The organism is Gracilibacillus salitolerans, from assembly GCF_009650095.1.
Classification (GTDB): domain Bacteria; phylum Bacillota; class Bacilli; order Bacillales; family Amphibacillaceae; genus Gracilibacillus; species Gracilibacillus salitolerans.
On the sequence record NZ_CP045915.1, the window covers coordinates 3,700,543 to 3,722,221 of the forward strand.

Here is a 21,679-nt window from a genome sequence, read left to right on the forward strand (position 1 = left end):
CAGTATGGAAGAAAGTAAATCTAACTTCGCAGTTTATGTATTTTGTGCTCTATCTTAAAAAGCACTCACCATTAAAAAATGATGAGTGCTTTTGATCTTAGCCTTCTAATAATAGATCATATGGATCTTCTAATAGTTGTTTTACACGTACAAGGAATTGTACTGCGTCTTTTCCGTCCACGATACGGTGATCGTAAGATAATGCGATATTCATCATCGGACGAACCTCAATTGAATCATCTGGCATTACAATCGGACGTTTTTGAATCGTATGCATTCCTAAAATACCAACTTGTGGTGAGTTTAGAATTGGCGTAGATAATAGCGATCCAAAAATACCACCGTTTGTAATCGTAAAAGAACCACCTTGTAAGTCACCAATTTGCAGTTCCTTATTTTTTGCTTTGGTACCTAATTCAGCAATTTCAGATTCAATACCTGCAAAATCTAAACGATCTGCATCACGTACTACCGGAACTACTAAACCATCATCTGTTGATACAGCAATACCGATATCATAGAATTTCTTTTTAATAATTTCTTTTTCCTGAATCTCAGCATTTAAATAAGGGAAATCTTTCAACGCACTAACTACTGCTTTCGTAAAGAATGACATAAAGCCTAGTTTAATGCCATGTTTTTCTTGGAACTGATCTTTACGTTGACTACGAAGTTTCATAACAGCTGTCATGTCTACTTCGTTAAACGTTGTAAGCATTGCTGCTGTGTGTTGTGCATCTACAAGACGATTCGCTATCGTTTGACGACGGCGAGTCATTTTTTCACGTTCTACCGGTTTATCAAACTCTTGTTGTGAATTAGAAGACTTTTCTTTGTTTTCAGCTTTAGTTTTGTTATCTGCTTTTGCAGGTTTCACTGAATTCTCAACATCTTCAGGGCGAATGCGACCTAACGGATCTGTCGGTGTAATATCGTTCAGATCAATGCCTAATTCACGAGCGCGTTTTCTGGCTGCTGGGGATGCGACAACTTTTTGTTCTTTTCCAGCTTTTTTCGGTTCAGTCGCATCTTTACTAGCTGGTTCTTCTTTCTTCGGCTCTGCTTTTTTCTCTTCTTCTTTTGGTTGTGGTTCTTCTTTATCATTAGAGCTTTCTGCAGAACCTCCGCCAGCTTCACCATTCTCATCTATCTTTGCAATGACTTCTCCAACTTCTACATCATCGCCTTCATTTTTTACAAATTCAGCAATTACCCCTGAATAATCAGCATTAACTTCTACATTAACTTTATCTGTTTCCAGCTCACAGATCGGATCACCTTTCTCGACGGAATCACCCTCACTAACTAACCACTCTGCTATCGTACCTTCCGTAATGGATTCTGCTAATTCTGGGACTTTAATTTCCTTCATTGGTTTCTCCTCCTTCAGACAGCTCTAATGCTCTTTGTACTATGCCTCTTTGTTCTGCTTTGTGAATGTGTGGATCACCTACGGATGGTGACGAACGTTCCGTACGACCAGTATAGTGTAATTCTAATTTCGTTTCTTCAAGCATTCTGTAAAGTAGTTCTTTTACAAAATTCCATGCACCCATATTTCGTGGTTCCTCTTGCACCCATACCACTTCTTCCAAATTAGGACATCCATCTATGACCTCTTGAATTTTCTTTTCTGGGAATGGATAGATTTGCTCTAAGCGAACGACATGAATATCTTTATATTTTTCTAGGTTTTCACCCATTTTGTCTTGGATATCTACCATTACTTTTCCTGTACCAATTAATAGTCGCTTAGCTTTTTTAGATGTTAAATCCAAGCCTGGCTGTGGAATTAATGTATGGAATTTACCTTTGGTAAACTCATCTATTGTTGATACCACTCGTGGACTACGCAACAAGCTCTTCGGTGTTAATACAATTAACGGACGAGCTGCTTCACTATCTACTAACGCTGCTTGACGTCTTAACAGATGGAAGAATTGTGCACTGGTTGTAACATTAGCGACAATCCAGTTATTTTCTGCTGCCATTGTTAAGAATCGCTCTGCTCTTGCACTGGAATGTTCCGGTCCTTGCCCTTCATATCCATGTGGTAATAACATAACCATATTAGAGCGTTCATCCCACTTCGCACGACCAGACGAGATAAATTGATCAAAAATCACCTGTCCTGCATTGGCAAAGTCACCGAATTGTGCTTCCCAAATAACAAGCGTTTTTGGTGCTTTTACACTATAACCGTATTCAAATCCAAGCACAGCTGCTTCTGATAATGGACTGTTGTGAATATCGAATGTTGCTTTTGCTTCATCCAATCCATGCATTGGACAATACGTATCACTTGAATCCACATCATGTAACATTAAGTGACGATGTGCAAATGTTCCACGCTCTGTATCTTGCCCTGTCAAACGAATTGGAATACCATCTTGTAAAATCGAAGCATATGCTAATGCCTCAGCCACTGCCCAGTCGGCTTTTTCTTCTTTTTCAAAAATACTATGACGCTTTGATAATATCTTTTCGAGCTTCTTATAGGAGTGAAAACCTTCCGGTCGTTTTAATAGACCTTTATTTAGAGAAAGCAATAGTTCCTTCGGTACAGATGTTTCGATGTCACTCAATCCGTTACGCAATGCCTGTGGTACTGGCATTGCTTCCGGATTTTCATTAACACTTTCCGTCATATCATCATAAATGCCTTGCAATTTATTAAAAACAGCTTCTTTCATTTCTTCAAAAGTATTTTCTGCTAAAATTCCTTCTTCTTGTAGTCGTTTAGCATAAACATGAGCACAAGTAGGATGTTGATCGATTGATTTATACAGTTTTGGCTGCGTTGCACGTGGTTCATCCATTTCATTATGACCATAACGACGATAGCCAACTAAATCAATTAATACATCCTTTTGGAATTTTTTCCGATAATCGTATGCTAATGTTGCTGCTGAAATACAAGCTTCAGGATCATCTGCATTCACATGGATAATTGGTACTTCAAAACCTTTTGCTAAGTCACTGGCATATCTAGTGGAACGTCCTTGGCGTTGGCCAGTAGTAAAACCAACTAGGTTGTTTGCGATAATATGCATTGTTCCACCTGTTCGATAACCGTCTAACGCACTTAGATTAAAGGTTTCTGCCACTACACCTTCGCCAATAAACGCAGCATCACCGTGAATCAAAATACTAAACGCTTTGTTCACATTTTGTTCCGGATTACCCTTTTGGAAACGAAAATCTTGTGCTGCTCTTGTGAAACCTTCTACAACCGGGTTAACAAACTCCAAATGTGAAGGGTTATGTGCTAAAGTAATCTTTGTTGGTGATGGTTTTTCTTCCCCGACATCGCGTTTTGCACCAAAGTGATATTTAACATCACCAGTCCATCCATAAGTAATGGCTCTGGAACCTGGTGAGGATGGTACTAATTCCTTATCTGCTGAAGGATGAAACTCAGAAAATAATTTATCAAATGGCTTACCTAAAATATTTGTTAGTACACTTAATCTACCTCGGTGAGCCATCCCCATCAAAATTTCTTCTGTTTCATCATAGAAGGAATTTTGAACGATACGGTCTAAAACAGGAACCATCATTTCCAAACCTTCAATAGAAAAACGTTTCTGAGCTACAAATGTTTTAGCTAAGAAATTTTCAAAACCTTCTACATCAACGATCTTTCCAAGTAGTTCTTTTTTTTCATTTTCTGAGAAAGGAAAACGATACTTACCAGACTCAATATTTTCTTGAAACCACAAACGTTCTTCGTCATTGTTTACATGATCGTACTCGAATGAAATCGTTCCTGCGTATTGAGCTAATAAATAATCAACGACATCCTGCGCGTTGTTCACGCCTTGAACAGTGGTATCCCAAACCCACTCAGCCGGAATCGCTTCCAAAACGTCTTTATTAAGACTGTAATAGCTAGGATCAACAAGTGTGGTATCATTCGTTATACCTGATCCCACCGAGTAAATCTCAGCTTTCAAATGACCATAACGACGAATAGCCTCAACAAGCTTAATTGCTGAGGTTAATTGTTTCGCACTTATATCAGATGATAAGCCCTTACTACTTGCTACCTCTGCTTGCTGACCTTCAATTAATTCTTTTGGAGCTCCGTACTGGTCGAACATTTCTTTCAGGGATCGATCGACAGAGTCTCTGTTTTCCAAATAAAGTTCATACTGCTCTTGTACATAGCCCATATTAGGACCGTAAAATTTTTTCCAGAATCTCTCACTGGATTCCTGCTGTGTCACGTCTTATACCCCCATTAGAAGTCACTTTCTCCTGCTAAACTAAACTCCCATCCAAATGTTGTAATGAGTAAAACATTACATCAATAAATATAACCTATTTTACCTAGGGAAACAACATATATGTTACGATTTTTTGGAAAAGTTTAATTAGTATAAAAAAAGCTTAAAAAAGCTAGTTTTTATGCGTTAAAAGGCACATTGTGATCGTTGATGAGAATGCTTACATGAAAATAAAATACCTCGTCCAAATTACAGGCATTTTATCTTGTGTATTATGTTTTCACTTATTCGAAATAAGATTGAAAAATCATTACTGCAGCACCTATGGAAATAGTATTTACATTTCGATCTTCTTTATTAAAATGTACAGGCTCTCGTTTCATTCGATAAATATACTGTTTTGCCGATGCTACTATTTTCTCATAATAAGGTGGATACGTATGAATTAATTCACTACTTAGTATCACTTTATCTGGATGTAAAATATTAATCACATTTGCTATACCAATTCCGTAAGTAACAGCAGATTCAAGTACTACTTCTAGAACAATTGGATCTTCACTTGCTAAAGCTTTCATAAACTGATCCATTAATTCCTTTTGATTATTTCCCTTTTCTTTATGATAAAATGGGAATGATTTTTCATTTAAGTACCGCTTGTTCACTTCTCGCAATAAATAATCATAGGAAATAAAAGAAGCAAGTGATCTACGTTCGTTTACTTCAATAATTGTTTCCCCAAATGAGCTAGCATCGCCTGTTTTATTTTTTAGAATATGACCATCCGCCAAAACCCCGCAACGCAATCCTCGTCCACTTATACAATAAAGGATGGTTTGATCCAAAATATTACCTTTCATGTATTCATGTAAAGTCGCCACATTCGCACCATTTTCCAGTAATATTTTTTCATCTTCAAAACTTTCTAAACCGTCTATTACAGAAATATTTTTCCATCCACTTGCAATAAACGCATCAGGTTCTAAAATAATACCTTTCTCCCTATCTAACGGGCCCACTGTCCCAATACCAATTCCCAGGAGCATATCACGGGGTATGTTATGTTTTTCTAACAATTGTTCGATTTTTTCTTTAATTAGTTGCAAAGTATAAGGTGGTGTATGTTTTTCCGTCATAGCAAAAGTAAAACTATCAACTTCACTAAACGACATATTTACTAATATGATGGTCGATTCTATTCTTGACAAGTCCACACCAATCATAAACCCTGCATCGGGCTCAATCTCATATAAAGCTGGTGGTCTCCCTCCTGATGACTCTTCATACTCAGCTATCTTAATGAACCCTTCAGATACTAAATATTCCAAATGTCGTGCAACTGTTGTTTGTTTCATTTCTATTTCTTCGACTATTTTTGCTTTTGTTACCGGTTTGTTGGCATGAATATATTGATAAACCTGTTTCATACCTTTATATTTTGCTGAAGTTTGTTCTAAAAAGGACTTTAACACTCATTTCGCTCCCTTATTCCATGGTTTCATGTACTTTTTAGTATACTTCTAATTATTTCCTGTGAAAAGGGGCATGTTTTTCAAAAAGAGAGCTTCTTGTTGAAAAACCGTTTGCCTTCGATTTTAATAAATTAAAAATGATAAATACTCATTGAAAACTAACCTTAACTTCAAAGAGTATTTATCAACAAAAAAGGATCACACATCCTTCACACATCGAAAACCAATATTACCTGATGAACTTTCCACTGTATTAGAACTTCTAGCTGCTACTCGATAACGGTTACAATAGGATTTATGACATAAATACGAGCCGCCACGCATTACTTTGGAGATATTGCCTTTTACAAAGTCTTGATCTATTTTCCCATTGCGATCAATTTCGAAAGTATCTGCACACCATTCCCATACATTTCCGGAAACATTATATAATCCGTATCCATTAGGCGGAAATGACTCTGCTGGAGCTATTCCGACATATCCATCATCCTTTGTATTATGCTTTGGAAACTCACCTTGCCATATATTACAGTAGTGGTCTCCGTTAGGTGTTAATTCATCACCCCACGGGAATTTCTTTTGCTCTAAACCACCTCTTGCCGCATACTCCCATTCTTTTTCGGTCGGTAGTCTTTTCCCTGCCCATTTACTATACGCCACAGCATCATTCCAAGACACATGAATAACAGGATAATCCAAACGATCTTCTATTGATGAGCCTAGCCCTTCTGGTTGGTACCAATACGCTTGTTCCGTCGCAAACCACCATGGGGTTTGTGGCACTTGCTGTAGTTTTCCCGGGAAATCCTTCGGGATAAATTGATAAAATACAAAAGACCAGCCATATTGTTCTGATTCAGTTTTATATCCCGTATCATCAACAAATTCTTTAAATTGTTGATTTGTCACAGCCTGAATATCTATGTAAAAAGGAGAAACTTTTACTTTTTGGACCGGACCTTCTCCATCTGTTTTAAAACCCTCATCATCATCGGTGCCCATTAAAAACTCTCCACCATCTAATAACACCATGTTATCAACGCCTGAAACTTTTTCATTAATGGTTTGATTTCCCTCTTTATTTTGAGATGACAGAAAATCTTGCCTACTTACTTGGCAACAGCTTGGTTTCTTATCTTCCATAGATAGCCCTCACTTTCCTAGAAATAGTCTTAGTATAACACGATTCCATATACACCCGCTAAAGCGATCACAAAAATTGGGTGCATCCGTAATTTCATTAATGCGAAAAAAGATAAGAGAAAAATGACTAATAAACTAAATGTGTGCCATGATATTTCACCAATCACATTATTTGTAATAGCAAAATTCAAAGCAGCATAAATTATTAAACCTGTAATAATCGGCCGTAAGCCATAAAACGCCGACTTTACAATATGTAACTCATTAAATTTAAAAAAGAATGTTGCAATAATCAAAATAATTAATAAAGAGGGAATGACCATACCTAAAGCTGACACAATTGCACCTGATAGACCTGCTGTTTGATAACCTACAAATATTGCACTATTTGTAGCGATTGGCCCTGGTGACATTCCTGCAACAGCTATGACATCGGTAAATTCCTGGGTTGTCATCCAACCATGTTGTGAAACTTCCAACTCTATTACGGGAATCATTGCATATCCTCCACCAAACGAAACAAAGCCAATCAGTAAAAAAGTCCAAAATAAGTCTAAAAGTACCACGCTGTTCACCCCTATTTGTCATTTCTATCTAATCGTGTTGCATATCCTAATAGTTTTTTCACGTTCACGACTGCAATACCTAAGCCAATACCACCAACAATAATTAGTACAGGATGTATGTGAAGAAAATATAATATTGCTGCGGTCAAAATAGTGATAACAAGTGTTGTTTTATCATAGATAGCTGTCAAACCAATTTTGTACGCAGCGAAAGCTATTAAAGCTACAATTGCTGCACGAATCCCTACAAATGCTGATTCTACAAAGGGGTTATCCTTAATAAATAGAAATAGAATACTTAATGCTACAACAATAAGAAAAGTTGGTAAAAGAACACCTGTCATTGCGATAATAGCGCCTTTTACTCCTGCTAACCGGTATCCAATAAACGTTGCCGAATTAATAGCAATTGCCCCTGGTACAGATTCTGCAATCGCAAAAATTTCTGAAACTTCTTTTGTTTTTACCCATTTTCTTTTTTGCACTACTTCTCTTTCAATCATAGGGATCATCGCGTAACCACCGCCAAAAGTGACCGGACCTATTTTAAAAAAAGAAAGAAAAATTTGTAGTAAATACCTCCAATTTGTTTTCAATGACATTCCCCCATCTTTACGCTAATAACTTTTATCCATTTTGATTATAACACACTTTAATCCACATTGGTTTAAAGTGAGTGTGATTATTATAAAAAGTTTCCGTTAAATTCTACATTTATCATAAACAAAGTTTGTCACCAACGCTCTGATATGATTTACTTTTAAGATAGGAATTATTGTTAGGAGGAGAATATTGAATGAAAGAACTAGATAAAAATCCTATTAAAATCGCCAATCGCGAAGCCCTTATTGGAGTCCTCTTAGTAGTGTTTCATTTTACCTGGTGGTTTACTTTTGCCTATGGATTAGGAAAAAAAGACCCATCTGAATATCAATATATTTTAGGATTTCCTGCGTGGTTTTTTTATAGCTGTATTGCAGGTATCATCATTATGGCCATTCTCGTATTTATTATCGTGAAATTCTTTTTCACTGACATACCTTTTGATGATGAGGAGTTCGAGCAATTATGAATTTAGTAGCGTCTATCACATTATTCAGTTCGGTTGCCATCATTTTTTTGATTGGTTTACTTGCAAGCAGAACGACCAATCCAAGTACTTCTTTTATGGAAGATTATTATTTAGGTGGGCGCAGTTTAGGTGGATTCGTCTTAGCGATGACAATGACTGCTACCTACGGAAGTGCCAGCAGTTTTATCGGTGGACCCGGTGTAGCCTACAATGAAGGATTAGGTTGGGTATTATTATCCGTTATTCAAGTCTCTACAGGTTATTTCACTTTAATGATTCTCGGAAAAAGGTTTGCTATCGTAGCAAAAAAATATAAAGCAATAACGATGGTTGACTTTTTAAAAGAACGATATCAATCCAAATGGGTCGTATTATTGTCTTCATTTAGTATCATTGTCTTTTTATTTTCTGCCATGGCTGCTCAATGGATTGGTGGGGGCCGGTTAATCGAATCTATTACAGGATTATCCTATCATTCTGCCTTACTCATTTTTGTATTAACCGTACTCGTTTATGTCACATTCGGTGGGTTCCGTGCAGTAACATTAACTGACTCCATTCAAGGAACGATTATGATTATCGGAACAGTTATCTTGCTTGGATCTATTATTATGGCAGGAGGCGGCGTCTCCTCCATCATGGCTGATCTTAGAGCAGAGAATCCAAATTTAATTACACCATACGGGGCAGACGGAAGCTTATCACCACAATACGTATCATCCTTTTGGATATTGGTTGGTGTCGGGGTTGTTGCGTTACCGCAAATTGTAGTCCGAGCAATGTCCTATAAAAACACAAGATCTTTTCATCGCGCACTAATCATTGGCACTATTGTTGTTGGTGTGATTATGTTAAATATGCACTTAATTGGGGTATTTGCTCGTCCGATTTTGCCAGGTGTTGAAGTAGCTGATACGGTGATACCGTTAATCGCTTTAGAAGTATTACCTGCGTGGTTAGCGGGAATTGTGTTGGCAGCACCACTTGCAGCAATTATGTCAACGGTCGATTCCTTACTTTTATTAGTCAGCTCAACAATTGTAAAAGACGTCTACCTTAATTACATACAACCACACGCACCTAAGAAAAAAGTGCGTAAGCTAAGTATGATCATAACTGCTATTTTAGGGTTCATAGTTTACTTAATTGCGATAAATCCACCAGATTTAATTATTTGGCTAAACTTATATACAATTGGTGGATTGGAAGCAGCCTTTATCTGGCCGGTTGTAATGGGGATCTATTGGAAAAAGGGGAATAAACACGGGGCTATCGCAGCAATTATCACAGGCTTTCTCTCCTATATTTTGTTTCAGGCCTTTTACCCGGAACCATTCGGAATGCATGCAGTTGTCTCATCGATAGCGATATCACTTATTGCATATGTTGGAGCTAGTTTGAGTTTGAAAAAAGAGTAGGGTTCAGTGAATGAACCCTACTCTTTTATAGTTATCCGTTATTTTTGTCCGTCATACCTTTTATGATGGACACTTTTTTTGATTTTTCACTTCTTTTGTCCTTCATTACGCTTATGATGGACACTTCTTCTGTTTTTTCACTTCTTTTGTCCTTCATTACGCTTATGATGGACACTTCTTTTGATTTTTCACTTCTTTTGTCCTTCATTACGCTTATGATGGACACTTCTTTTAATTTTTCACTTATTTTGTCCTTCAATCAGCTTTTGCAGCTTTCTGTTCCTAATAGAAAACTTGATGTGAAAAATGACCTCCAAATCTAGGAGGTCATTTTACTTGCTATCGATTCAACAAACTACCAACATAACGTAGCAGATCATTCGCAGATTGCGTATTATATCCATACTCTTCCACAAGTGTCGCCACCACTTCATTCATTTTCTTCAATTGTTGTTCATCTGGCGTTTTCGTAGAAGTAGTAATTTTGACAACATCCTTCAAGTCAGCAAATAATTTCTTTTGGATTGCTTCACGCAAGCGCTCATGTGATTGATAATCAAATTTTTTGCCTTTTCTAGCATAAGCTGATATTCGGATTAGGATTTCTTCGCGGAATGCTTTCTTCGCGTTTTCAGAGATACCAATCTGTTCTTCGATCGAACGCATTAATTTTTCATCTGGATGCATTTCTTCTCCTGTTAATGGATCCTGCAATTTTGTTTTATTACAAAATGCTTCGACATTATCTAAATAATTATCCATTAGTGTTTTGGCAGACTCTTCATAGGAATAAACAAAAGCTTTCTGCACTTCTTTTTTCGCTAACTCATCGTATTCTTTCCGCGCTACTGAAATAAAATCTAAATAATCTTCTTTCTGTTCTTTAGTAATGGAAGGGTGATCATCTAAACCGTCTTTTAATGAACGCAATACATCAAGTGCATTGATCGCTTGCATTTCTTTACGGATAATGGTTGATGAAATTCGATTGATGACATATCGAGGATCAATCCCTGTCATGCCTTCATCAGAGTATTCTTTTTTCAATGCATTCACGTCTTGGTCACTAAATCCTTCAACATCTTGATCATTATATAAATAGAGTTTTTTCAACATGCTGATATTGCTTTGTTTGGATTCCTTCAATCTTGTTAAAATGGTAAACATCGCAGCTATTTTCAATGTATGTGGTGCGATGTGAGCGTCCTGAATATCACTTTCTTCAATCATTTTTCGATATATTCGTTCTTCCTGATCTAATTTTAAATTATATGGAATGGGCATCACAATCATTCTAGAGTGCAATGCTTCATTCTTTTTGTTAGAAATAAAAGAGCGGTACTCCGATTCATTGGTATGGGCTACTATCATTTCATCCGCTGAAATCAAGGCAAACCGGCCTGCTTTAAAATTACCTTCCTGTGTTAACGAAAGCAAATGCCAGAGAAATTTCTCATCACATTTGAGCATTTCTTGGAATTCCATCAACCCGCGATTAGCCTTATTTAATTCTCCATCAAAGCGGTATGCTCGTGGGTCTGATTCTGATCCGTAGGTGGCAATCGTGGAAAAATCAATTGATCCAGTAAGATCAGCAATATCCTGTGATTTTGGATCTGACGGACTAAACGTACCAATACCAACCCGATTGTCTTCTGAGAAAAAGATCCGTTCTACTTTGACCTCTTCAATTTTGCCACCGTAGTCCTCTTCCAGTCGCAAACGGTTTAACGGAGATAAACTTCCTTCAATTTTAATTCCATAATCCTGTTCAAAATCTGCTCTCAAATGTTGCGGAATAAGATGCAGCGGGTTTTCATGCATTGGGCAACCTTTAATCGCATACACCGCACCTTGGTCAGTCAACGTGTATTGCTCTAAACCTCTTTTTAATAATGTTACTAAAGTGGATTTCCCACCACTTACCGGTCCCATTAATAATAAAATTCGCTTTTTAACATCTAGCCTTTTGGCTGCTGGATGAAAATATTCCTCGACCAGCTTTTCTAATGCTTCTTCCAACCCAAATAATTGATGACTGAAAAAGTTATATTTACGCACACCGTTTTCTTCTTCTACCCCTTCATCTTTTATCATTTGATATATACGGGAATGAGCAGATTGTGCAAGGTATGGCTTTTCTTTTAACAATTCAAGATACTCTGCAAATGTACCTTCCCATTTTAAGGCATCTTGTGTTTGTCGATATTCTTGTACCCTTCTTAAAATATCCATAAAACGACCTCCCAATAATGTAAACCTTGCTATGCTATAGAAGCACGATAAAATTATTTCGGTAGTTGCTTTATCTATATGTATGTAGGAAAGTGATAAAAAATGAATGGACTATGGATAAGAAAGTAGATCTATTCGCTCAGACAAAAGAAAAAGTCGCATGCTTTTTTCATATAAAAAGAGTAGCTACTGACTTATAGCTACTCTATCCACATTCTTCATTTAATTCTTATTAAAAAGCAAGGAGAAGGGAATCTCCATGCTTTTTATGTCAAATATCTAACTTACGGATTAATTACGTATTTTTTTAATTTCATCGGCTACAAATTGAACCTGTGTCCCTACTATGACTTGAATACTGTTTTTACCTACAATATTGATTCCTGGTACGCCTGTATTCTTTATTCGTTGCTGATCAACGGCATCCATGTCTTTGACGTCTAATCTTAATCGTGTCACACAATTATCAAGCGTGAGAACATTTTCATCTCCACCTAATCCCGCATAAATTTCTTTTGCCATTACAGATATATCATCATTAGAAGTAGATGGTTCACTTGAACTTTCCGTTGAATCTACATCATCCTCACGACCTGGTGTCTTGAAATTAAACTTCGTGATTAAGAATCGGAATAATACGTAATAAATAACCGCTATGATTAACCCTTGAACAAGTAACATAAATGGTTGATTTGCTAATGGTAATCGTGAACTTAAAATGAAATCGACAAAACCGGCACTAAATCCGAAACCAGCTGTCCAATCAAAAGCAGCTGCCACAGCCATTGAAATACCTGTTAAAGCTGCATGAACAACATATAACGCTGGAGCTAAAAACATAAATGAAAATTCTAGCGGTTCTGTTACACCAGTAAAAAAGGAGGCAAAACCAGCTGCTAACAGTAATGATGCTGCTGTTTTCTTTCGATTTGTTTTAGCTGTATGATACATTGCTAACGCTGCTGCAGGTAAACCAAACATCATAACCGGGAAGAAGCCTGCCATGTACATACCAGTAACACCTTTCTCCCCTTCTCCAGACCAAAAATTCGCAATATCATTGATACCTGCAACATCAAACCAAAAAACTGAGTTTAATGCATGATGAAGGCCTGTCGGTATTAATAATCGATTAAAGAATCCATATAAACCTGCACCAATTGCATCTAAATCTAGAATTGCCTTACCAAATGAAACTAATCCAGAATAGACAACCGGCCATACAAAGAATAAAATGGCAGAAACAATTAAACTAGTTACCGCTGTCATGATTGGTACTAAACGCTTACCACTAAAAAACGCAAAAGCATCTGGTAGTTTCACTTGACTAAATCGATTATACATAATAGAAGCTACAATACCTGAGATAATACCGATAAATTGATTTTCTATATTATCAAAAGCCGCATTTACATTTTCTGGATCCGTACTTTGCAACAATGCTACAGAATCCGTCGATAACAAGGTCGTAATTACTAGATAAGATACTAAACCACTTAGCGCGGCAGAACCATCCTTATCTTTGGACATCCCAAAGGCAATACCAACCGCAAACAAAATCGACATACTTTCACCGGAAACAATAGATTCTCCAGCTTTAATTAAAAATGCAGCTACAACATTTTCTTCCCCCCATCCTGATGGGTCCATCCAATAGCCAATACCCATTAAGATTGCGGCAGCTGGCAAAACTGCAACCGGCAACATTAAAGATCTACCGATATTTTGAAGATACTTCATTACCATAAGTAATTCCTCCTAAATTTAAAATTATTTAATTACTTTCTAAGTCTGTTAATGTGAATGGTGATATATCCGAGCTCTGATTCTGGAAAATAAATATCATATTTATTTTTGATAATTTCTGTTACTTCCTTGGTACACTGATAAGCATCTGTAAATTTCTTTTGAATCATATATAACATTTCCTCATCCAGTTCATGTAATTCATAGTGACTTACACGAGTTAAAGCAAAATGCAAATGTGTAACAAGCCTTTGATAGGATATATCATCTTCTTTAACTTCCATTTCCATCTTCTGCATGATGAGCTGAATCATTTCTCTTACAATGGCAGTATGCTTAATGGTCTGACCGTAATCACCTCCCTGAAGCTTCATGGTATGGATATGAAGTGCAATATGAGCCGCTTCATCAATCGGAACCTCTATACCATATTTTTGACGCATTCGCTCAACTGCCCACAAACCAATTTCAAATTCAGTGCGATACAATATTTTTATTTCATTTAAAAGTTTGTTTTGGAGATGAATGCCATCCTGTATCCGCTCAATAGCAAATGAAACATGATCTGTCAAAGCAATATGAATATGCTCACTTAGCTTAGAACCGAGATACTTTTCCGCATAGGAGATAATTTCTTCTGAAATAAGAAAATGTTCCTCTGGAATCCGATTTAACAGCTGCTGTAATTTTTCATTTTCTTTCATTTCAAATAGCTGTTCGATTTTCTTTGGGTTAATGACATCATTCTTTTTTTTACCGAATGCAATCCCTGTTCCAATGGCTACTTTTTCTTCTTGCTGGTCAATTACAAGTACAGCGTTATTATTCAAAATCTTCTTCAATCTCATTCCATTATCTCCCCCCTTCTTTCAAACCCGGTTGTTTCTTAATATACCTCTATTGATCAACTGTTAAAATGGAAGTCTTTCCTGCTTGACACTCCGTTTCTGCTGTAGGGTAATACTGATTACTACTTTGGTTACTATTAGTAATTACTACCGGTGTTATAATATGTTGTACTTTATTACGAATATAATCCAAATCTACCACCATCAACTTATCACCAACTGAAACATGGTCTCCCTCGTTAACTAAAACTTTAAATCCTTCTCCTTTTAAGGAAACCGTCTCTAAACCAACATGAATGAGTAGTTCCATACCATCCTTTGCCTTTAATCCAATGGCATGCTTACTTGGTGCAATTTGAATAATAGTTCCCTCAACAGGTGCAACGATATTTTCTTCTTTTGGAATGATCGCAATCCCTTCTCCCATCATTTTTTGACTAAAAACAGGATCGGGTACTTTTTCAAGTGGTAATATTTCACCAGTAATAGGTGCTTTTATTTGTAATTTGGATGATGATCTCTTTAACAAGTTTTTAAACATGTTTAATACCCCTTCTAGTATGAATTTTGAAAATTAACATTTAATTCCGGAATAAAAAAAAGCATGAAGAAATGTTAAAGGCGGAATACTATCCTTTATATTTTCTCCATGCCTAATCTCATTAGTAACATGTGAGTCATTATTAAATTTGCCGCTAACCTAATTAAAAATTATATTAACACGAATAGGTTCAGTTGTCTATACCTATAACTATTATTAAATCCATATTATTGGATTGATCCTAAATTTTATCCATAAATATATAATCTCAATAAACTTTTTTCCTACTATATTGTTGTTTTCCATTTATATAACATACAACAACTGACAGGTATAGACAACCATACTTAAAACTGGTATTCTATGATTAATAACTTATTCTTTAAAGGTGTGAACACAATTGGATAATCAAAAGCTATTAGTGAAAAATATTGAGGTATATGCTGAAAACAACAATATAGAAGAAGGGTTTATCAAAATAATTAATAATAAAATTGAGGAAATAAATTCATTGGATAGGCTGGAATCCGAGGATGGTTATCATGTCTTCGACTTTTCAAATACAAAAGTAAAAGCTATTCCCGGATTGATTGATGTTCATATCCATGGCGCGAATGGAGCAGATGTGATGGACGGTACACCAGAAGCGTTAAAAGTCATGGCTACTGCATTACCTCAAGAAGGAACCACTTCTTTCTTAGCTACTACCATGACTCAAAGTAACGATAATATCGAAAAAGCTATTACAAATGTAGCTTCCTATATAAATCATCAACCAAAAGGTCAGGCGGAAATTATCGGAATTCATCTGGAAGGTCCTTTTATTCATAAAGATCGTAAAGGAGCTCAACCAGTGGAGTATATTAAAGATCCTAATATCTCCGTATTTAAAAAATGGAATAGATTAGCTAATCAACATATCCGACTCGTCACACTAGCACCTGAACTACCTGGAGGACTAGAATTCATTCAACATTTGAAAAAACATGGAATTATCGCATCTGCTGGTCATACTAATGCCACCGCTCAAGAGATAACCATTGCCATTGATCATGGACTTTCTCACATAACTCATTTGTATAATCAAATGCGTGGCTTTCATCATCGGGAGCCTGGAGTTGTTGGCTCGGCATGGCTTCATGATCAACTGATGGTCGAAATCATTGCAGACGGTATTCATTCGACTTCAGATGCGGTGAACACAGCGTATCAGCTTAAAGGAAACGAAAAAATGCTACTGATTACGGATGCCATGAGAGCAAAATGTCTTCAAGATGGCAATTATGAGTTAGGCGGGCAGAAGGTTATTGTTGAAAACCAAAAAGCAACTTTAGAAGATGGTACTTTAGCCGGAAGCACGTTAAAACTAGGCGATGCAGTTAAGAATATAATCAACTTTACTAACTGCTCGCTTGAAGAAGCTATCTCTATGGCTTCTTCTAATGCTGCAAAAGAACTAGGGATTGATGATAAAAAAGGTACTCTTGCTACTGGTAAAGATGCAGACATTGTTTTATTAAATGAAAATAACGACATCATTCTAACTATTTGTCGAGGAGAAATTGCATACAAAGGAGAGTAAAGAAGCATGAAAGTAATTCGTACTAAAAACTATCAGGAAATGAGCAAAATGGCAGCTAACTTTATCTTAGACAAAGTTAAATCGAGCTCTGAATTGACGTTAGGATTAGCTACTGGGGGCACTCCTGTTCAAACGTATCATTATTTAGCAAAAGATTATCAAGAACAGAAAACCTCCTATCAACACGTAACAACATTTAATTTAGATGAATATATCGGTTTGGACCCAAGTGATCCCAACAGTTATCACTACTACATGGATAAACACTTTTTTAGTAAGGTTAACATTCCATCAGATCAAACCTTTATTCCAAATGGGTTAGCTGAAAATTTGGAAAAGGAATGTCAAGCATATGATGAAGAAATAAAAAAACATAATGGAATAGACCTACAATTATTAGGATTAGGTACGAATGGACATGTTGGTTTTAATGAGCCTGGAACTGCTTTTGATCAACATACACATATCGTTGCGTTAACGGAATCAACAATGCAAGCTAATGCTCGTTTTTTCAATAACATTAACCAGGTTCCTAATAGGGCGATCACAATGGGAATTGCTTCTATTATGGAAAGTAAAGAAATTCTACTACTTGTTTCTGGAAAAGAAAAAAATGATGCACTTAATAAACTGCTTCATGGTGAAATAGATAAACATTTCCCTGCATCTGTTTTAAATCAGCATGAGAATGTTACCATTATTGCTGATGAAGATGCTATAATAAATACCAATTTATAAAGTGAGACTTCCATCAATGGGGGTTTTTGATCCCCACTGATGGTTAGTGAAACTTATCAGGGTGTTAGCGTCCGTTATCCCTCGCTTAGCTTCTCTGATTTACTCGAACCTTGAAGTGGGGGTTTTACGGACATTTAGTACCGTGATAAACCGTGTCTAAACAAAACTTAACGTGCTAACAGGTCTAAAATAGAAAGGGGCTAGATGAATGATTGATAAACAATCACCTATTCCTATTTATCATCAATTGGAAGAACAAATAAAAGCTAAAATCGAAAATGGGGAATATAAACCGGGAGATTCCTTACCTTCTGAACGGGAGTATGCTGAGCAACTTAATATTAGCCGAATGACCGTGCGACAAGCAATCACTAATTTAGTGAATGAACGTTATTTACACCGCATAAAAGGTAAAGGAACATTCATAACCGAGCAAAAATTAGAACAAAACTTAAATGGACTTACAAGCTTTACAGAAGACATGAAAGCACGCGGGATGGAGCCTGGTAACAGGTTAATTAATTTTGAAATCATCCCAGCCAATCAAAGTATAGCAGAACAGCTCCATATAGCCGAACATGCACCGATTTATGAGATTAAGCGGATACGTTTAGCAGAAAATATCCCCATGGCTTTGGAGCGTACTTACATTCCCGCTAACTTAATAAAAGGTTTAACGGATAATATTGTACAAAATTCTATTTATCAATATATAGAGAGTAAATTGGCGTTAAAAATAGGAAAAGCAAGTCAAATATTCGAAGCTACTATTGCCAATGAGGAAGAAATTGAATATTTGGAGATACCAGAGCTATCTCCAGTCCTTTTTATAAAAAGAACAACACAATTAGAGGATGGTACTACATTTGAAGTAGTTAAATCTTCTTATCGAGCAGATCGATACAAATTTATGTTTGATCTAGAACGCCAATAAGGAGAATCATAATAATGGGCAAAACCGTTACTGAAGCGACAAATCAAAATTCGCTTTCTATCGATGAAATGGAAGCGATTGATATCGTCACTTTAATGTTGGAAGAAGATCGCCATATTCAAGAAGGGATTCAAAAATCATTAACCACTATTGCAGAAGCAGTTGAATTGATTGTAGACAAGTGGCAACATGGGGCTCGTGTCTTTGTCGCAGGAGCTGGAACGAGTGGGCGGATCGGTGTATTAGACGCAGTTGAGCTTGGGCCAACATTTTCGATCGATCCTCACCGTTGGATTGCCTTTATTGCAGGTGGAAAAAATGCAATGTGGGAACCACTTGAGCAACATGAGGATAGTGCGTCCGATATTGTTCAGGAATTACAACAACTCGAGTTTAACGAAAACGACGTACTGATTGCTATTAGCGCAAGCGGTACTACTCCCTATTCCTTAGCTGCACTTACCTATGCGAAAGAAAAACAGGCTTCCTCGATCTCGATAAGTTGCAATCATCAAACGATATCAAGTGAATTAAGTGATGTCGGAATCGAGTTAATCGTAGGTCCCGAAGTTATCAGAGGATCAACAAGATTAAAAGCTGGTACAGCACAAAAAATAGCTATCAATATGATTTCGACTGCTACGATGGTTAAGCTTGGAAAAGTGTACCAGAATGAGATGATAGATATGCAGCTCATTAATAATAAATTAGTAAAACGAGCAGAAACGATGCTAAGACAACTAACTAACCTAAACGAACAAGAAGCAAAAGAACTAATGAACGAAACAAACAATGATGTTAAACTTTCTATCATCATAGCCAAAACTGGCTGCGACAAAAACGTAGCAGAAAAATACCTAAATAAAGCAAACAACCATGTAAAAAAAGCAATCCTATTATTTGAAATGGACCAAAAGGATTGAGGCAACCGTCTAAAGAACAACTGATGTAAAATAATATCATCTCTTCACAAAAAGTATAGACTTCGCTATAATAGAGAAAGAATACATTACATAAGTGATTGAAGATTGTTTTTATAAAGTGAAACTATCCTAAATGGAGGTTTTTGTCCCCCACTTAGGGTTAGCGAAACTTATCAGAGTGTTAGCTCACCTAATCCCCCATTTAGCTTCTTTGATTATTTACTTGAACCTTGAAGTGGGGGTTTTACGGTCGATTAGCACCGTGATAAAAAAGGAGGATCCTCATGGGTATCGCACTAATCATTGGTGTTTGTGTTACATTTTTTGTAGCTATCTTCGCTGCAGGATACGAATCGAAACATTAAGCAAAAGGCTTGCTCCCCACTGAAGCAAGCCTTTTGTTATGGTTTTATCCTCACATTTCCAATACGTGCACACCTCGCTTATCCCAGTATTTGATAGCATTTAAAGCCAAATGCTTTTACTTCTATTTCACATTTTTTCGCAAAAATTATCTCCTCTTCTGTGAATAACTCTTTCCCCTTTTTATTCGATAAAGATTCTACCTCAATCACCTGAGCCTGATCACTATTATTTAAAACAAAGATCAGTTCTGCATCTTTTGTTTGCTTTTGATAAGCCACCATACTTTCTCCAACAGCGAGAAATCTAAAATCAGCACGGTTTCCGAATCCGGGAACTTTTTTTCTCATATGCAGTAATTTCCTAACGAAATCAAATAACTCTCGGTCTTGCTTGGACTCGTCCCATTCCATACATTTGCGGCAGCCTGGATCATTCCCACCAGTCATACCGATTTCATCTCCATAGTAAATACAAGGTGAACCGATAAACGATAATTGAAATAAATAAAGTAATTTAATTCTCTCTTTATTACCATCAGCCTCCGTTAATATCCGAGCCGTATCGTGACTATCCAATAAGTTAAACGCAACCTCATTGACATTTTGCGGATACATATGCAGTACATTTGTGATATTGTCAGCAAAGGTCTCGCTATCCATATTATTCTTTGCAAAAAATTCCACAGCACCATTTGTAAAGGGATAGTTCATCACCGCGTCAAATTGATCACCTTGCAGCCAGCGCATTGAATCGTGCCAAATCTCTCCTAAAATATAAGCATCTGGTTTTGCCTTTTTAACGACTTGGCGAAAGTCTCGCCAAAAGGCATGATCGACTTCATTCGCAACATCTAAACGCCAGCCATCAATATCAAATTCTTCAATCCAATAACGGGCTACATCCAATAAATACTTCTTCACTTCTGGATTGGTTGTATCTAACTTTGGCATCGACGCGACAAATCCAAACGCATCATAGTTTGGATAACCTTCTGCTTTCACTGGATATTCCCATAAGTGAAACCAGTCTTTGTAACGAGAATCTTCTTGTTTTTTCAACACATCCTGAAAAGGTTCAAAATAATACCCGCTATGATTAAAAACAGCATCCAACATCACTTTAATACCTCGCTCATGACATTTCTTTACCAATGTACGAAATGTTTCTTTGTCACCAAATTGAGGATCAATTTCAAAATAATCGATTGTATCATATTTATGATTAGAATAAGCCTTAAAAATCGGAGTGAAATAAATACCGGTGATACCTAGTCTTTCTAAATAATCCAAATGATCCATTACCCCTTGAAAATCACCACCAAAAAAGTTAGTTGGTGTGGGGTCCATACTCCCCCATGGTAATGTAGCTTCAGGATTTAACGAAGCATCACCATTAGCAAAGCGTTCAGGGAAGATTTGATACCATACTGTATCTTTTACCCAATCGGGTGCTTGGAAGATATCTACTTCATGTAAGTATGGAAAGCAAAAGAAACTGTTGATATCCGCAGGGACTGAATTATTAAAGCCTCTCTCCGTAAAAAATATTTCATTTTTATTGGTATCTGTACAACGAAAACCATAACGAAGTCTTCTAAATTCCGGTTTAACAGATATTTTCCAATAGTCAACGCGTGTAGTTGTTCCCGATTTGATCATTTTTTTCGTTCGATATTGCCATTTATCACCCTTAAAATCATATGGGTCAGCGAATATTAGTTCAACATTATCAATATCACCTTTTTTGGTTTCTAACATAATATCTATCGTTTCTTTATCTCTTGCGTAAACATATTGATTTATCGCTCTGTGGTTAATAGCTTCAATAAACATATAAAATCTCCTCTACTTTTTATAGTTATTTTTA

17 protein-coding genes are annotated in these 21,679 nt (G+C 36.5%); 6 read left to right on the forward strand and 11 right to left on the reverse strand.

The window, feature by feature from the left end; translation table 11 throughout:
• Positions 1-97: 97 nt before the first annotated feature.
• The 6 genes from odhB to GI584_RS17820 form a co-directional block, all read right to left on the reverse strand.
• Positions 98-1,372, reverse strand: a complete 1,275-nt coding sequence (gene odhB / locus GI584_RS17795; protein ID WP_153792053.1) for a 2-oxoglutarate dehydrogenase complex dihydrolipoyllysine-residue succinyltransferase — start codon at positions 1,370-1,372, stop codon at positions 98-100.
• Entirely contained in the window at positions 1,359-4,229 is a 2,871-nt protein-coding gene (locus GI584_RS17800; protein WP_153792054.1) for a 2-oxoglutarate dehydrogenase E1 component, read from the reverse strand. The genes odhB and GI584_RS17800 overlap by 14 nt, the downstream gene beginning before the upstream one ends.
• Before the next feature lie 284 nt (positions 4,230-4,513).
• Positions 4,514-5,701 carry an ROK family protein gene (locus GI584_RS17805; protein WP_153792055.1) on the reverse strand — a complete coding sequence of 396 codons (1,188 nt, stop codon included), beginning with the start codon at positions 5,699-5,701 and terminating at the stop codon, positions 4,514-4,516.
• A 198-nt stretch (positions 5,702-5,899) separates the two neighbouring features.
• Positions 5,900-6,844, reverse strand: coding sequence for a formylglycine-generating enzyme family protein (locus tag GI584_RS17810; RefSeq protein WP_153792056.1), 945 nt, complete (start codon positions 6,842-6,844; stop codon positions 5,900-5,902).
• A 29-nt stretch (positions 6,845-6,873) separates the two neighbouring features.
• Positions 6,874-7,410, reverse strand: a complete 537-nt coding sequence (locus GI584_RS17815) for a chromate transporter (RefSeq protein WP_100359448.1) — start codon at positions 7,408-7,410, stop codon at positions 6,874-6,876.
• Positions 7,411-7,421: 11 nt separating this feature from the next.
• Complete coding sequence (locus tag GI584_RS17820) at positions 7,422-8,012, reverse strand: chromate transporter (protein WP_153792057.1); 591 nt, start codon at positions 8,010-8,012, stop codon at positions 7,422-7,424.
• A 194-nt stretch (positions 8,013-8,206) separates the two neighbouring features.
• On the opposite strand from GI584_RS17820, the gene GI584_RS17825 reads away from it, so the two are divergent.
• Together GI584_RS17825 and panF are read left to right on the forward strand one after the other, a co-directional pair.
• Positions 8,207-8,482 (forward strand): YhdT family protein, encoded by a 276-nt coding sequence (locus GI584_RS17825; RefSeq protein ID WP_153792058.1) that lies wholly within the window; start codon positions 8,207-8,209, stop codon positions 8,480-8,482.
• Positions 8,479-9,900 carry a sodium/pantothenate symporter gene (gene panF, locus GI584_RS17830; protein WP_153792059.1) on the forward strand — a complete coding sequence of 474 codons (1,422 nt, stop codon included), beginning with the start codon at positions 8,479-8,481 and terminating at the stop codon, positions 9,898-9,900. The genes GI584_RS17825 and panF overlap by 4 nt, the downstream gene beginning before the upstream one ends.
• 339 nt (positions 9,901-10,239) lie before the next feature.
• Here panF and GI584_RS17840 read toward each other — a convergent pair whose 3' ends face one another.
• The 4 genes from GI584_RS17840 to GI584_RS17855 form a co-directional block, all read right to left on the reverse strand.
• Positions 10,240-12,135: a PrkA family serine protein kinase gene (locus tag GI584_RS17840; RefSeq protein ID WP_153792061.1), complete on the reverse strand. Its 1,896-nt coding sequence runs from the start codon at positions 12,133-12,135 to the stop codon at positions 10,240-10,242.
• 291 nt (positions 12,136-12,426) lie between these two features.
• Positions 12,427-13,881: an N-acetylglucosamine-specific PTS transporter subunit IIBC gene (gene nagE / locus GI584_RS17845; protein ID WP_153792062.1), complete on the reverse strand. Its 1,455-nt coding sequence runs from the start codon at positions 13,879-13,881 to the stop codon at positions 12,427-12,429.
• A gap of 32 nt (positions 13,882-13,913) precedes the next feature.
• Positions 13,914-14,729, reverse strand: coding sequence for a PRD domain-containing protein (locus GI584_RS17850; protein WP_100359442.1), 816 nt, complete (start codon positions 14,727-14,729; stop codon positions 13,914-13,916).
• A gap of 49 nt (positions 14,730-14,778) precedes the next feature.
• Complete coding sequence (locus tag GI584_RS17855; RefSeq protein ID WP_100359441.1) at positions 14,779-15,270, reverse strand: PTS sugar transporter subunit IIA; 492 nt, start codon at positions 15,268-15,270, stop codon at positions 14,779-14,781.
• A gap of 400 nt (positions 15,271-15,670) precedes the next feature.
• On the opposite strand from GI584_RS17855, the gene nagA reads away from it, so the two are divergent.
• The 4 genes from nagA (at position 15,671) to murQ (ending at position 19,447) form a co-directional block, all read left to right on the forward strand.
• Positions 15,671-16,852 (forward strand): N-acetylglucosamine-6-phosphate deacetylase, encoded by a 1,182-nt coding sequence (nagA, locus tag GI584_RS17860; protein ID WP_153792063.1) that lies wholly within the window; start codon positions 15,671-15,673, stop codon positions 16,850-16,852.
• 6 nt (positions 16,853-16,858) lie between these two features.
• On the forward strand, positions 16,859-17,590 hold the full coding sequence (nagB, locus tag GI584_RS17865) for a glucosamine-6-phosphate deaminase (protein WP_153792064.1): 732 nt from the start codon (positions 16,859-16,861) through the stop codon (positions 17,588-17,590).
• Between the two features lie 208 nt (positions 17,591-17,798).
• On the forward strand, positions 17,799-18,524 hold the full coding sequence (locus GI584_RS17870) for a GntR family transcriptional regulator (RefSeq protein WP_100359438.1): 726 nt from the start codon (positions 17,799-17,801) through the stop codon (positions 18,522-18,524).
• Positions 18,525-18,538: 14 nt separating this feature from the next.
• On the forward strand, positions 18,539-19,447 hold the full coding sequence (gene murQ, locus GI584_RS17875) for an N-acetylmuramic acid 6-phosphate etherase (protein WP_153792065.1): 909 nt from the start codon (positions 18,539-18,541) through the stop codon (positions 19,445-19,447).
• Between the two features lie 443 nt (positions 19,448-19,890).
• Here the strand turns inward: murQ and GI584_RS17880 are convergent, their stop codons facing one another.
• Positions 19,891-21,645 (reverse strand): glycoside hydrolase family 13 protein, encoded by a 1,755-nt coding sequence (locus GI584_RS17880; protein ID WP_153792066.1) that lies wholly within the window; start codon positions 21,643-21,645, stop codon positions 19,891-19,893.
• Positions 21,646-21,679: the final 34 nt, after the last annotated feature.